This window comes from Clostridium sardiniense (assembly GCF_016907995.1).
Classification (GTDB): Bacteria; Bacillota; Clostridia; order Clostridiales; family Clostridiaceae; genus Clostridium; species Clostridium sardiniense.
The window spans coordinates 33434-49810 of record NZ_JAFBDA010000006.1 but is presented as its reverse complement, the minus strand read 5'-3'; the positions used below and the strand labels follow the sequence as shown (position 1 = coordinate 49810).

Annotated in this window: 10 protein-coding genes; all 10 read right to left on the bottom strand. The window is 30.4% G+C overall.

What is annotated here, in order from left to right; translation table 11 throughout:
* Window positions 1-27: 27 nt before the first annotated feature.
* Window positions 28-1278 (bottom strand): phosphoribosylamine--glycine ligase, encoded by a 1251-nt coding sequence (gene purD / locus JOC62_RS06785; protein WP_204594474.1) that lies wholly within the window; start codon window positions 1276-1278, stop codon window positions 28-30.
* Between the two features lie 166 nt (window positions 1279-1444).
* On the bottom strand, window positions 1445-2947 hold the full coding sequence (gene purH, locus JOC62_RS06780) for a bifunctional phosphoribosylaminoimidazolecarboxamide formyltransferase/IMP cyclohydrolase (protein WP_204594473.1): 1503 nt from the start codon (window positions 2945-2947) through the stop codon (window positions 1445-1447).
* Between the two features lie 13 nt (window positions 2948-2960).
* Window positions 2961-3575, bottom strand: coding sequence for a phosphoribosylglycinamide formyltransferase (purN, locus tag JOC62_RS06775; protein WP_204594472.1), 615 nt, complete (start codon window positions 3573-3575; stop codon window positions 2961-2963).
* Window positions 3563-4564 (bottom strand): phosphoribosylformylglycinamidine cyclo-ligase, encoded by a 1002-nt coding sequence (gene purM, locus JOC62_RS06770; RefSeq protein WP_204594471.1) that lies wholly within the window; start codon window positions 4562-4564, stop codon window positions 3563-3565. Before purM ends, purN begins: the two co-directional genes overlap by 13 nt.
* Window positions 4565-4574: 10 nt before the next feature.
* A complete protein-coding gene (gene purF, locus JOC62_RS06765) occupies window positions 4575-6014 on the bottom strand; it encodes an amidophosphoribosyltransferase (protein ID WP_204594470.1) in 1440 nt (479 codons plus the stop codon).
* Window positions 6015-6045: 31 nt separating this feature from the next.
* Complete coding sequence (gene purC, locus JOC62_RS06760) at window positions 6046-6756, bottom strand: phosphoribosylaminoimidazolesuccinocarboxamide synthase (protein ID WP_204594469.1); 711 nt, start codon at window positions 6754-6756, stop codon at window positions 6046-6048.
* Complete coding sequence (purE, locus tag JOC62_RS06755; RefSeq protein ID WP_204594468.1) at window positions 6756-7235, bottom strand: 5-(carboxyamino)imidazole ribonucleotide mutase; 480 nt, start codon at window positions 7233-7235, stop codon at window positions 6756-6758. Before purE ends, purC begins: the two co-directional genes overlap by 1 nt.
* Window positions 7236-7247: 12 nt before the next feature.
* Window positions 7248-10997, bottom strand: coding sequence for a phosphoribosylformylglycinamidine synthase (locus tag JOC62_RS06750; RefSeq protein WP_204594467.1), 3750 nt, complete (start codon window positions 10995-10997; stop codon window positions 7248-7250).
* A 495-nt stretch (window positions 10998-11492) separates the two neighbouring features.
* The gene (locus tag JOC62_RS06745; RefSeq protein WP_204594466.1) at window positions 11493-14105 is read right to left on the bottom strand and encodes a hypothetical protein; all 2613 of its coding nucleotides are present in this window, start codon (window positions 14103-14105) and stop codon (window positions 11493-11495) included.
* Window positions 14106-14132: 27 nt separating this feature from the next.
* On the bottom strand, window positions 14133-16196 hold the full coding sequence (locus tag JOC62_RS06740) for an MMPL family transporter (RefSeq protein ID WP_204594465.1): 2064 nt from the start codon (window positions 16194-16196) through the stop codon (window positions 14133-14135).
* Between the last annotated feature and the right edge of the window lie 181 nt (window positions 16197-16377).

The following is a 16377-nucleotide window of genomic DNA, read 5'->3' as shown; positions in this document are numbered from 1 at the left end:
TTATATATATTTTTTATATTTTGTAATTTACTTAGCTTTTCCAATATCTTTTCTAAAATATGCACCTTCAAAGTTAACTTTTTCAATATTCTTATAAACATTTTCTCTAGCTTCTTCTATAGTTTTTCCTCTTCCGATAACAGATAAAACTCTTCCACCACTAGTTATAAGATTATCCTCTTTAAATTTTGCACCTGCTATAAATACATCTTCTTTAATATCATCAGAGATACTTATTTTATATCCTGTTTCTGGAACTCCTGGATACCCCCTAGAAGACATTACAACATTTAAGCAAACTTCATCCTTCCACTTAACTGCCATTTCATTTAATCTTTCATCTATAGAAGCTTCTATTAAATCTAAAAGATCTGTTTCCATAAGTGATAACACTGATTGCGTTTCAGGATCTCCCATTCTAACATTATATTCAAGTAATTTAGCTCCATCTTCTGTAATCATAATTCCAAAGAAAATAATTCCTTTAAAATCAAATCCTTCTTCTCTAATTCCAATTAAAGTCTTATCCATTATATTTACTCTAAAATCCTCTAAAACTTCTTCTGTGACATATGGGTTTGGACACACGACTCCCATTCCCCCTGTATTTGGCCCTTTGTTATCATCAAATATTTGCTTATGATCCTTTGCTGAAAGAAATGGTATTATAGTATGTCCATCTGTAATAGATAAAATTGACGCTTCAACACCCTTTAAGAATTCTTCAATTACGACTTTCTTACCTGCTCCCTTAAATATATCAGATACCATAAATAAATCTATAGTTTCTAATCCTTCTTCTAAAGATTCACATATTACAACACCTTTACCTGCTGCAAGTCCATCTGCTTTTATAACTACTGGATATTTACAAGTTTTAAGATATTCCTTAGCTTTATTCTCTTCATAAAAAACTTCATACTCAGCAGTTTTAACTCCATATTTTTTCATGAAATCTTTAGAAAAGCTCTTACTTCCTTCAAGTTCTGCTCCATCTTTTGCTGGTCCAAATATTCTAAGTTCCTCTTCTTTAAATCTATTAACTATTCCTTTTATAAGTGGCTCTTCAGGTCCTACTATTGTTAAGTCTATATTATTCCCCTTTGCAAATTTTATTAATTCTTCAATATCAGTTATATTTATATTAGTGCACTTTTTTTCCTTTGCTGTTCCACCATTTCCTGGTGCCACATATATTTTATTAACTCTTTTACTCTTAGCTAATTTCCACGCTAAAGCATGTTCTCTTCCACCTGATCCAATTAAAAGTATATCCATTTATCTCAAAACTCCTTTTAAAACTATTAAAACTTATATATCAATATATAAATAACTAAAATTTCTATATTAAAACAATAAGGAATATATCGAAAAGTCACTTTAGAGGCTTACCCTTTAAGTTACAAGATATATTCCTTATGCTTTTATTTATTTCCTAAGTATCCTAGTGCTTAAAATGTCTAAGTCCTGTAAATACCATAGCTATTCCATGTTCATTACAAGCATCTATTGATTCTTGATCTCTCATAGATCCACCTGGCTGAATTATTGCTTTAATTCCAGCCTCAGCTGCTTTATCAACAACATCTCTAAATGGGAAGAAAGCATCTGACGCAAGTATTGTAGCTCCTGTCCCTCTTTTTAGCGCATCTTCAGTTGGCCATATTCTATTAACTTGACCCCCACCAATTCCAAGTGCTACTCCATCATTTGCTACAACTATAGCATTTGACTTTACATATTTAACTACCTTCATACCAAATAGTAAATCTTGCATTTCCTTTTCTGTAGGAGCTTTTTCTGTTACAACTTTTATATCATCAATTAGCTTTTTATCTTCTTCTTGAACTAATATTCCACCGTCTACTGTAACCATATATTTCTCATCCTTAGGAGCATTATGACATTTAAGAACTCTTAAATTCTTCTTAGTCTTTAATACTTCTAATGCATCCTCATCATAATCTGGTGCTGCAACTACTTCTAAGAATATCTTAACCATTTCTTCTGCTGTTTTCTTATCAACTTTTCTATTGAATGCAACAATTCCACCAAATATTGAAGTCGGATCTACCTCATAAGCTTTCATATATGCTTCATAAGCATCTTTGCCTGATGCAACTCCACATGGTGTATTATGCTTTAATGCACAACAAACTGGTTCTTCAAATTCATTGACGCATTTCCATGCAATATCCATATCCTTAAAGTTGTTATATGATAATTCTTTACCATTTAATACATCAAAAGTATTCATCGCCCCATCTACCATAGTTGATTCATAGAAAGCTGCACTTTGATGTGAGTTTTCTCCATATCTTAATCCTTGTTTCTTTCTGTATGAAACTGAAAGATATTCTGGATATTCTTCATCATCTAATAGGTAGTTTGAAATTGCAGCATCGTAAGCACTCATTAAATTAAATACTTTACCAGCTAATTTCTTTCTAAACTTAATTGATACCTCTCCTGACTCTTCGATTTCATTTATTACATTTTTATAATCATTTTTATCTGATATAACTACAACATCATTAAAGTTCTTAGCTGCAGCTCTAAGCATTGTTGGTCCACCAATATCAATAAATTCTACCTTTTCATCAAAACTTAAATCTTCACGAACCTTTTGGAAGAATGGATATAAATTAACTACAACATAATCAATTGTATTAATTTCTCTTGAATTTAATGTATTCATATGTTCAGTGTTATCTCTAATAGCAAGTATACCTGCATGGATAATTGGATGAAGAGTCTTAACTCTTCCATCTAACATCTCTGGAAAATTTGTTATTTCATTTACTTCAATTACAGGCACACCATTTTCTTTTAAATGTCTATATGTTCCCCCTGTTGATATAATTTCAACGTCTCTATCATTTAAGAATTTTGCAAATTCTAATACTCCCTCTTTATCAAATACACTAATTAAAGCTCTCTTTTTCATGAAAAGGTCCTCCTTATTTTAAAATATTTACTCTACCACTTTTAATTTTTATTTTTCCTTCGCTTATATACTTAATAGCTAATGGAAGTAATTTATGTTCTTTTACTAATACTCTTTTTTGAAGCTCTTCTGGAGTATCTTCAAAATGTACTGGAACTGATTCTTGAAGAATTATCTCTCCTCCATCTACCTCATCATTTACAAAATGAACAGTACACCCAGATACCTTTACTCCCTTATTAATTGCTGCTTTATGAACATTCAGTCCATACATCTTCTCTCCACAAAAAGATGGAATTAAAGATGGATGAATATTTATAATTCTATCTTTATATTCTTTTAAAAGCTCTCCGTCTAATATAGATAAATATCCAGCAAGAACAATTAAATCAATTTCTTTTTCTCTTGCAAGTTCTAATATCTTATCTGATGTATCTTGTCCATACTCTTTTCTTGATATTACAAAGGTATCTATATTATGCTTTTTACCTCTCTCAAGTGCATATATTCCTTCTTTGCTTCCTACAATCATTTCTATTTTGCAATTTAAAAAACCATTTTCTATATTATCTATTATTGATTGCAAGTTACTACCACTTCCCGATGCAAGGACTGCTATTTTAAACAAACGCCCTCACCTCCTGAGATAACACTTCCTATTTCATAAGCAGCTTCTCCCATTTCTAATAAATCTCTAAGTATACTATCTACATCTTTTTCATTTACACATAGTATAAACCCAATTCCCATGTTAAAAGTATTGTACATATGATCTTTATCTACTCCAAGTTCAATCATCTTTTCAAATATTTCTGGTAATGGATAGCTACCTTTATTTATAACAGCAGTTATTCCATCTTCACTAAACATTCTTGGAACATTTTCAATAAATCCTCCACCAGTTATATGAGACATACCCTTTATCTCATACTTTTCTATTAATTTAAGAACTGGTTTAACATATATCTTTGTAGGTACAAGTAATGTTTCCCATAATGGTTTACCTAAAAATTCTTCATCTAAATCTTCAAATAGTTTTCTAACTAAAGAATATCCATTTGAATGAATTCCTGATGATTTAATTCCTATCAATTTATCTCCTGGTTTTATATTCTTACCATTTATAATTTTATCTTTATCAACTATTCCTACTGCAAATCCAGCTACGTCATAATCTCCATCTTTATAAAAGCCTGGCATTTCAGCAGTTTCTCCACCAATTAAAGAACAATCTGATTGAATACATCCATCTGATACACCCTTTACTAAATCTGATGAAACCTCTGCTTCAAGCTTTCCACATGCTATATAATCTAAGAAAAATAATGGCTTAGCACCATGACATAAAATATCATTTACACACATTGCAACACAATCAATACCAACTGTATCGTATTTTCTCTTCTTGCATGCTATATCAATTTTAGTACCAACTCCGTCCGTACCTGAAACTAAAACTGGTTTTTCATATCCTGATGGAAGTTCTACCATCCCAGCAAAAGAACCAAGGCCATTTAAAACATACTCTCCCATAGTTTTCTTTGCATACTCTTGTATAAGCTTAACTGATCTATATCCTTCTTCAATATTTACTCCACTATCTTTGTAAGTTATCATATCTTAAATCCTACCTTTCAAGATTATCATCTAATGCTTCCATCGGTGCTGATACTGGATATATTCCATTAAAGCATCCAACACAGAAATTGCGTCTTCCATTACAACTTGCATATACACCTTCAAGACTTAAATATCCTAAAGAATCACAACCTATTGTTTCTCTTATTTCTTCTACACTTTTATTTGCACCAATTAATTCACTTCTATATGGCGTATCTATTCCAAAGTAGCATGGATATTTAACTATAGGTGACGCAACTAAGAAGTGTACTTCTAATGCTCCAGCTTTTCTTAATGAGTCAATTAAATGTTTTGAAGTTGTTCCCCTAACTATTGAATCATCTATTAAGATTACTCTTTTGCCTTTTACATTAATCTTTAATGGATTAAGTTTAACTGCAACTGCTCTCTCTCTCATTTCTTGAGATGGAGTTATAAATGTCCTTGCTATATATCTATTTTTAACAAAGCCAATATCATAAGGTATTCCAGATGCTTTAGCATACCCCATAGCAGCTGGTATTCCAGAGTCTGGTACTGCAACTACTAAATCTGCATCTATTGGATGTTCTTTAAATAACTCTTCACCTTGTTTAACTCTAGTTGTATGAACATCTAAGCCATCTATAGTAGAATCTGGTCTTGCAAAATATATATACTCAAAAGAACAAGTTTGACATGATGTATTCTCTGAATATCTATAGCTCTTAATTCCATTTTCATCTATAACAACTATTTCACCTGCTGCAATATCTCTTACAAATTCTGCTCCAACTGCATCTAATGCACAACTTTCAGATGCTAATACATATCCCTCTTCATATCTACCAAGACATAATGGTCTTATTCCATTTGGATCCCTTACCCCAATAAGTTTATCTTTTGTCATAATTACCATAGCGAAAGATCCTCTAACTGCAGATATTGCATCGATTACCGCTCTCTCAATTCCCTTTTTTGATCCTCTTGCTATAAGGCTAGTTATAACTTCTGAATCTACTGATGTATGGAATACATGTCCACCATCTTCTAATAGCTCTCTTATAACATCTCCATTCACTAAATTCCCATTATGAGCTGTTGCTATAGGACCAAGTTTTGTACTACTTAAAAGCGGTTGTGAATTCTCAATCGTCTTAGATCCTGCTGTAGAATATCTAACATGACCAATTGAAATATTTCCATTTGCATTTCTTAGTTTTTCTAAATCTTCTTTATTAAAAGCTTCTGTTATAATTCCAAGTCCCTTATGAGCTTTTATTTCTTCTCCATTAGCTACTGCAATTCCAGTGCTTTCTTGTCCTCTATGTTGAAGTGCATATAATCCATAATACGTTACAGATGCAACATCCATTGGTCTACTTGAATAAACCCCAAAAACACCACATTCATCTTTAAACTTATCATTTTGTGGATCCATAATATCAAAATTATGCGGATTAATCATAAGCCACTACCTCTCTTTTTTAAATTACTTTTTACCCTTTAATTCTCTTTAATATTTCTTGATATGCCTCTTCTACATTTCCCATATCTCTTCTAAATCTATCTTTATCTAGCTTTTCTCCAGTTGTAGCATCCCAGAATCTACAAGTATCTGGTGATATTTCATCAGCTAATAAAACTTCCCCATTTTCATCTCTTCCAAATTCTATCTTAAAATCTATTAGATTTATATTTTGCTTCTTAAAGAATTCTTTTAATAGATCATTTATTTTAGCTGTCATTTTATAAATTTTATTAAGCTCTTCAAAAGTTGTAGCTCCAATTCCTACAGCATGATAATCATTTATAAGTGGATCACCTAATTCATCATCTTTATATGATAATTCAAATACTGTAGTCTTAAGTTCAAATCCTTCTTCAAGTCCAAGTCTCTTTGCCATGCTTCCTGCTGCTACATTTCTAACTATTACTTCAAGAGGAACTATCTCTACCTTCTTACATAACTGATCTCTATCATTTAACTTCTTTATAAAGTGAGTCTTTATTCCAGCCTCATTTAACATTTCAAATATATTAGATGTTATTGCATTGTTTAAAACTCCCTTATTATCTATTGAAGCTTTCTTTTCTCCATTAAATGCTGTTGCATCATCTTTATAATGAACTATAACCTCATTTTCCTTATCAGTTCTAAATATTTGCTTTGCTTTTCCTTCATATAACATTTCTAATTTATTAGTCATTATAATTCCACTCCTTCAGCATTTTCTTCTATAAATCTTTTCTTCATTCTAATTCTAAAGTTAATTAAATCTTTTTTAATCTCTGGATATTTTAATGAAAGCATTTGAACTGCTAACATTCCTGCATTATAACTATTATTTATTCCAACTGTTGCAACTGGTATTGATTTTGGCATTTGAACTATTGAAAGTAATGCATCCATTCCTTCAACTGCTGCCTTTACTGGAACACCTATAACAGGCATTGTTGTATGGCTTGCAATTACTCCTGGAAGGTGCGCTGCAAGTCCCGCTCCTGCAATGATAACTTCGCATCCTTCATCTTCTATAGTCTTTAAAGTTTCCATAAGTTTTTCTGGTACTCTATGTGCTGATAGTACAAATGCTTTGTATTCAATGTTGAACTCTTTTAAAGCATTTGCGGCTCCCTTCATAACATCTGTATCAGATTTGCTTCCAAAAAATATTGCTACTTTCATTTAAAACACTCCTTATTTAAAATAATTTACTCCTGATTTAAATATCTTCTGATCAAAGTTTCCTACTATATTTTTATAAAGATTTTCTCCAATTCTTTCGCTGTGAGCCATTTTACCAAGTATTCTTCCATCTCTACTTGTAATTCCTTCGATTCCTAGTAATGAACCATTTGGATTATATGGCATATCCATTGTTACTTCACCATTTAGATCAACATATTGTGTAGCTATTTGTCCATTTTCTTTAAGTTCATTTAATAGACTATCTGGCGCAACGAATCTTCCTTCACCATGTGATATTGGAACTGTATGGATTTCTCCAAGTTCTACTTCACTAAACCAAGGTGACTTCTTTGAAACAACCTTTGTATTTATCATACTTGACATGTGTCTATTTATATCATTGTAAGTTAGTGTTGCCATATCTTCTTCTATATCTCTAATTTCTCCATATGGAAGTAACCCTAATTTCACAAGCGCTTGGAAGCCATTGCATATTCCAAGAATTAATCCATCTCTATTGTTTAGAAGATTCATAACACTTTCTTTTATTTTTTCATTTCTAAATATTGTCGCTATAAACTTAGCTGATCCATCTGGCTCATCTCCTGCTGAGAAACCTCCTGGAATCATTATTATTTGTGATCTATCAATCTCTCTTTTTAAATTATCTATTGATTCTAAAAGAGCTTCTTTATTTAAGTTTCTTAAAAGAACTTCTGAAACTTCAGCACCTTCATTTCTAAATGCTCTTGCACAATCATATTCACAGTTTGTTCCTGGGAATACTGGAATTACAACTCTAGGCTTTGATACTTTAACCTTTGATGATGTAGCTCCTCTCTCTTCTTTTAAATCTACTTCTATCTTTTTATTAATTTCCTTTGTCTTTGATTTAAATACTGGCTCTAACTTTTCTTCATAAGCCTTTTCTAAATCTTCTATATTAAAATCTAAGTCATATTGATTACATCTAACATGTGAACGTCCTAAAGTTTTACCTATAACTTTATACCTTGTTCCTTCAAATTCTTTTTCTATATTTATATCCTCTGGTACTTCTAAAATTAAGCTTCCATAATTAAATCCAAATAGCTCTTCTTCTGAAAGGTTATTTATTGAAGCTCCTATTCTATTTCCTAGTGTCATCTTTGTAATACCTTCTGCTACGCCTCCAAATTTAAGTGAATAAGCTGATATTACTTTTTCTTCAGAAATAAGATCATATAATCTTTCTAAATTTCTCTTAAATCCTTCCATTTCTATTGTTCCATCTTCTAATTTTCTTGGCTCTAAAAGTACTACAGTTGAGTTTGCTTTCTTAAATTCTGGTGATATAATCTTACTTGCCTTCTCTACTACTACTGCAAATGATACCAAGCTTGGCGGCACATCTATATCTCCAAAGCTTCCTGACATTGAGTCTTTTCCTCCAATTGCAGGAATTCCAAGATCTATTTGAGCTTTATATGCTCCAAGTAATGCACTAAATGGCTTACCCCATCTCTCTTCGTCGCATCCAAGCTTTTCAAAATATTCTTGAAGAGTTAATCTTATCTTTCTATAATCTCCACCCATAGCAGCTATTTTAGTAACTGATTCTATAACTGAGTAAAATGCCATGTGGAATGGACTCCATGTTCCAAGGTATGGATTAAATCCATATGCCATAAGTGAAGCATCCTTGCTTTCACCATTTAATACTGGTATCTTAGCTGCCATTCCTTCTGCTGGAGTCTTTTGATATTTTCCTCCAAGAGGCATAAGTACTGTATTACTTCCTATAGTTGAATCAAATCTTTCTATTAATCCTTGTTTACCTGAAACATTTAACTCCTTTAAGGTATTTACCCATCTTTCTTTTACATCACACTCTTTAACTTCATATGGATATTCACTTGGAGCTTTAACCTTAATATTTGTAGTTTGAGTTGCTCCATTTGTATCTAAGAAGCTTCTCTTTATATCAACTATTAATTTATCTCTCCACTTCATTTGTAATCTTTCATTAGATGTAACTTCTGCAACTACTACAGCTTCTAAGTTTTCTTCTTCTGAAAGCTTTATAAACTGTTCTGCATTTTCCTTAGTTACAACTACAGCCATTCTTTCTTGTGATTCTGATACTGCAAGTTCAGTTCCATCTAAACCATCGTATTTCTTTAATACCTTATCCAAATCTATACTAAGACCTCTACATAACTCTCCAATTGCTACAGATACTCCACCCGCTCCAAAATCATTACATCTCTTTATCATTGTAGAAACTTCTTTGTTTCTAAATAATCTTTGTATCTTTCTTTCAACTACTGGATTACCCTTTTGAACTTCTGCTCCACAATTTTCTATTGAATCTTCAGTATGCTCTTTAGATGAACCTGTTGCTCCTCCAACTCCATCTCTTCCAGTTCTACCTCCAAGTAAAATTACTAAATCACCTTCACTTGGTTCTTCTCTTACTACATTTTCTTTTGGTGCTGCTGCAATAACTGCTCCAATTTCCATTCTCTTTGCTACATAATTTGGATGATAAACTTCATCAACTTGTCCGGTTGCAAGTCCTATTTGATTTCCATATGAGCTATATCCATGAGCTGCTCCAAGTGTTATTGTTCTTTGAGGAAGTTTTCCCTTTAAAGTTTCCTCTATTTTTACTGTTGGATCAGAAGCTCCCGTTACTCTCATTGCTTGGTACACATAAGTTCTTCCTGAAAGTGGATCTCTTATAGCACCGCCTAAGCATGTTGCTGCTCCTCCAAATGGTTCAATTTCTGTTGGATGATTATGAGTTTCATTTTTAAACATTAAAAGGTATTCTTCTATTCCCTTATCAGTTTCTAAATTAACTTTTATTGAACATGCATTTATTTCATCTGAAAGGTCTAAATCATTAAGCATTCCTTTAAGTTTCATTTCTTTCATAGTTATAACTGCTATATCCATAAGACTTACTTTTCTATTTGTATCTTCCCCATATACAAAATCTCTTGATTTTATATAAGCTTCATAAGCTTTCTTTATTGGATTTGTGTATTTATTTTCTTCAATTTGGATTTCTTTTATAGATGTTTCGAATGTAGTATGTCTACAGTGATCTGACCAGTAAGTATCTATTACCTTAATTTCTGTTATACTTGGATCACGTTTTTCTTCTTTAAAGTAATCTCTTATCATTTCTAAGTCTTCTAAACTCATTGCAAGTCCTTGCTTCTTATGAAATGCTTCTAATTCTTCTTTTTCTTTATTTATAAATCCGTTTAATATTTCTACATCCTTTGGTACATTGAATTCTTTAGATAATTCATTTGAGTATATATCTACTTCTCTTGAATCTACAGGATTGATATAGTAGTTTTTTATTTTATCTACTACTTCTTTAGATAGGTTACCTTTTAAGATAATAACCTTTGATGATTTTACTTCTACTCTATTTTCAGCTGTTAGTAGCATTATACATTCTTCTGCTGAATCTGCTCTTTGATCATACTGCCCTGGTAAATATTCAACTCCAAAAGCAATTTCATCATCTTCTATGTTAATTTTGTCTTCATATACATTATCTACTGGTGGTTCTCTAAAAATTGTATGTAATGCTTGTTTATAATAATTTTCTTCAAGTTCCCCTATTATATATTTATTTAAAACCCTTACTCTTTCTAGATTGTCAATTCCTAAGTTCTCTCTAAAGTCATTTAATAAAAGCTTTCCTTCTACATTAAATCCTTCTTTTTTCTCAACGAAAATTGTTCTATTATTAACCATTTCTTCCCCTCCACCAATTCTAAAACACGAATATTATTACTTATTTTCTAACATTTGTTTTGGTAATTTTAGAATAGCACCACCGCCACTCCATGTCAACATTATTATTATATTTTTTATTATCATTCGTATTTATACGAATGATATATTATAATATCAGCCACTTATTACGTATTATCGATTATTTTTAACATTTTATTGAAAACTAGTTTTTTTATCTTTTTCCATTTTTCTATCTATAAGCAACTCAATAAACTTATAAATATTCAGTATAATATAAGTCTAATCCCTCCCTATAGAATTTATTGAAAATAATAAACCTTTCCAAATTTGCTTTTAAATAAAAAAAAGCTGGTGATTTTCACCAGCAACTTCAAACCTACGTAACCCTTCTTTTCTCTGAAAGGTCTTTATTATTATAATCAAATTTCAAAATATTTATGCCAAAACTTATAATTTACATATTTTATTCTATTCGTATCTTATTTGTTATAGTTAATTAAATATATCGCTTATCAAATTCTTAATCCAATTAATAAATCCGCCACTTTCCTCTTGCTTTTCTTCTTGATTATTTTCTGGCTCTTGAACTTTTATTTCATTTGTCTTCATAATAAACTTTACAGTTCCATCCATCTTACTGTCTTTTCCTGTAAATGTATCATAATCCTTTGACATTTTTACAACTTCATCTTTAACTTGTACTAAATCATCAACTTTTTCTGTAGCCTCTTCACCCTTATCATTTAATTTCTCTATGCCTTCTTTATTGAATTCTTCCATTCCTTTATTTAGTTTAGTACTTCCTTCTGCAAGATTATTTATCCCTTCTTCTAATTCAGGTAAGCTACTTATTAATTCTCTTGCTCTTTGAACATTATTTTTTTCTAGTGAACCTTTAGTTATTCTTAAAATATCTCCACTATCTTTTAAGTCTTGTTGCATTGAAATTAACTTTTCCCCTAATGCTTTAATTTCTTTAACATTTAAACTTCCATTTCCTTTTGAAAGAACCTTTTGAATATCATCTATTATACTTTGTGAATTTTTTAAATCACTAGAAAACTTATTAATCTTTTGTAGTAGTTCTGGATTTCCTTTTATGCCATCCATCATTTTATTTATTGAGTCTATATTGATTTTATTTGCTTCTATATCTGCTGCTATATCATTTAAATTTAACTTTAATCCTTCTATAGCTTTTAAATCATTAGAGTTTAAACTTAATATTCCATCTTCGAGCCCTTTTATTAATTTTTGATTGCTATCACTTTTATAATTTGAATAGAACTTAGATATTACTCCTCTAGAATTAGAATTTGATAATACATTATCAGTTGCACTTATTATAGGTTCTAATCCTTGAAGCTCTTTAATATTGCCCATAATATCTTTCATACGCTCTCCATATCCAGCTATCTTTTGAGCATCTAAATTCATTTGATTTTGAGTAAAATCATTTGCTGTAAGATTGTTTATAACAACTTTTAGGCTCGCTCCTTTTTCACCATATACTGCATCAATATATTTATTTGCTTTAGCCTTTGCCTCTTCTAGTGATATCTTATTTTGCTGCATATCACTAGCAATCATCGCCTTTAATATCAAGTAACTTGAACCGTAAGTTTTCATATCTTTAGCCATTATATTCATATTATTTATATTTTCATTACTTAAAAGATTCTGAGTTTTCTTAAGCTTAGAATCTATACCAAGTAAGAAATTATTTGTTTTTTGATCTAATGTCCCACCTGGTGATGAGCTAATTGCACCTGATAAAACATTCTCTATAGGTTTTGCAGCATTTTTTGCTTCTTTAGCTCCCTTTATCAAACTTTGCCCATTTATTAAATTTTGTCCACTCAATAGTGATACCATTCCATTCAATTTCTTTAAAGTTTCAGGATTTATATTTTCATAACCTTCTTTTAATTTCAATGTATCTTGTAATAATTTATTAAAGTTATTATCATTTGAAAGACCTTTAAATGTGTTGACTGATGACTCTATTAATTCTTTATTTTCTAAAATACCTTCTCCATCTTTTATTAAAGTATTAATTTTATTTACATTCTCATTTGTAACCAAAGATAATACTTTCTTAAAATTATCTGTATTTATATTTTTTGCAAAATAAGCATCATCAATTAATTTATTTGCCTTTTCTATTTGCTTATCTGATTTTATTATTCCTAATGCTTCTTTTAAACTATTATTATTTAATCCACCCTTACCTTCATCTAATTTCTTTTTCGCAGTAAGTATTCCTTCATTTAATGCCCCTGTTCCTTTAAGAAGCTCATCTGAAGCATCATTTAGTTTATTTAATGAACTCTTTATCTCCGCTAGTGAATCTGCCTTTTCTAAACTACTTAAATCTGGTACTTCTGTTGTTGCAGTTATCATTATAGGACCAAGTTCAAAATTATCTGTGTAACATTCTATAACAAGCTTATCTTCAAGATTTATATCTAAATCTTTTGTTTCTATATCTAGACTATCTCTTAATCCTGGGAATGCAGCAAATGCTATAACGTTATTATTACCTTCTGAAATCATAGTCCCTTCATTTATTGTTACATCTTTAAATTTATCAACTGGAAGTGTAACAACAGTAGCTGTTGTAAGTGGCGTATATATTTTTCTATTTTTACCCTTAATATTTACATCTTTAAAACTATTATTTTTAAGCTCTATTTCTATTTTTATTTTACCTGATTTACCTACAAGTTCATTTTCTTTAATTTTCTCATCATTTAAGTAGTAATTTATATTCACATCAAGAGGAAGCTTTTTGTCCGTATCCCCCTTATAATAAAGATTACTATCATCTATTTTCCACTTTAATTTATTTCCGTCTTGAACTGGTGTCTCATCACCTTTTATATTTTCTATATTTTTAAGATTAGATTCATCTTCTATATCTATATTCCCCTCATCTGTGTGTATCCAATTAGTTACTGTCTGTTTTTCTACCTTCCCACTAGAATCTAGATTTACATAGACACTTTCATCTTTTTTAATCTCTGCTGCTCCTGCAACTGTACTTGCTCCCATTGATCCTATTATAACTAAGGCTATTACCTTTTTAGACATTGCTTTATACATAATATATCCCCCTTACCTCTATTCTCCTTAACCTTCTCTCCATTTAATTGACGTTTTATTTATTAATCCCTCAGAGACTAATAAAAATGATGGAAGTATTAAAAGTATTACTGCCATACTGATAAGTGCTCCTCTAGAAATTAAGAAACAAAGACTTCTAATTAAAGCCATATCTGAAACCATAGCTACTGCAGCAGTTGCTCCAAAGAATGTAAGTCCTGATGTAACTATAGATTTAGCTGATCCCTTTACTGCAATTAGTATTGCTTCTTGCTTTGTATGCCCTTTTCTAATCTCTTCTCTAAATCTAGATGTCATTAATATTGCATAATCAACAGTAGCTCCAAGCTGAATAGTACCAATTACTATACTTGCTACAAAAGGTATCTCATTTCCTGTATAATAAGGAATTCCCATATTTATAAATATTGCAAATTCTATTGCTGCAACTAATAATATAGGTACTGATATTGACCTAAATACTATTAAGATTATTAAGAATATAGCTATTATTGAATACACTGATACCATTTTAAAATCTCTATCAGAAGTTGTTATTAAGTCTTTTGTAAGAGGACCTTCCCCTGCAACTAATGCATTTTCATCATATCCTTTTACTAGACTTATAATCTCATCAATTTGCTGATTTTCTTCGTCTTTAGCAGCCTTATACTCTGAATTTGCAAGTATAAGATTATATCCACCCTTTTTAAATATTTCTCTTATATCTTTTGGTATGAACTCTTCTGGAATAGCTGGACCTATTAATTTATCATAAGAAATTACAGATGTAATTCCTTCTATATCCTCTATTTTATTTGTCATTTCTTTTATCTTATAGGGCTTAACATCATCATTTACCAAAATAAAATGTGTTGTCATCATATTAAACTTATCTTTTAGTTTGTTTGTTGCAACTATAGATGGCATATCCTTAGGTAATGTTTCATCTAAGTTATAATAGACTTTAGCATTTCTAGAGCCAAATATAGCAGGTACTAAAAGAACTAAAAATACACCTATAAAGACTTTATAATGAGTAGTTACAATCTTTGATAACTTATCAAAATTTGGAATTATAGTCTTATGTTTATATCTATGAATCAATTTATCAAATGTTAGTATTATAGCCGGAAGCACTGTTACAGAACAAATAACACCTAGCACAACTCCCTTTGCCATAACCATACCAATGTCTTTTCCAAGTGTTAAATCCATAGCACATAGCGCTAAAAATCCTGCAATTGTCGTTAAAGAAGAACCTGAAATAGATAGCATTGTTGTAGATATAGCTTCTGACATAGCATCTTTCTTATTTTCAAACCTTGTAAGTTCTTCCTCATATCTATGCATTAAGAATATAGAGTAATCCATAGTAACTCCTAGTTGTAATACTGCGGCCAAAGCTTTTGTTATATAAGATATTTCACCAAATATAATGTTTGTTCCAAGGTTAAACAATATTCCAATCCCTATAGAAACTAAAAATATTATAGGTACAAATGTAGACTCCATGGAGATTAATAAAACTATTAAAGAAATAATTACTGCTAATATTACATAAAATGGAGTTTCTTTATCTGCCAAGTCCTTTGTATCTTTAAGTATTGCAGACATCCCACTTAGGAAGCATTGCTTATTTGTCATAGATTTTATTTCACCAATTGCATTTAACGTACTTTCTGATGCTGAAGAATTATTATACTTAATAATTACCATAGTTGTATCTTCGTTAAACAATTGATTTTTCACAGCATCTGGAAGCATGTCCTTTGGTACAGAAATATCTAATGCATCATCTACCCAAATGGCATTTTCTACACCTTTAACGTTTTTAATTTTGTCTTTAAGTTCCACAACATCTTTATCTTTCATCCCCTCTATTATAAGCATTGATGTTGCGGCATCTGAATAGACATCATCTAAAACCTTTTGACCTTTAGTAGAATCCAAATCCTGTGGTAAGTAGCTTAAAATATCGTAATTAATTCTTGTATTTATAACTCCAAAAATCGCTGGAATTATTAATATAACAGTTAATATTAATACTATTTTAGTATTATTAGAGATCCACTTACCAAACTTATTCACTTATCATCACCCCTTTATATGACTAATAGTCATTTATTATTATACCAATATATGTATTAAAATCAAATATTTTACCACATTCTTTACAAATAGTTTAAAATTCACTTTTCAATAAATGTAATCGTATATATTTTTCAACAATAATTTTTAAGCTTTGAATTCTAAATAATTCTTAATAGCT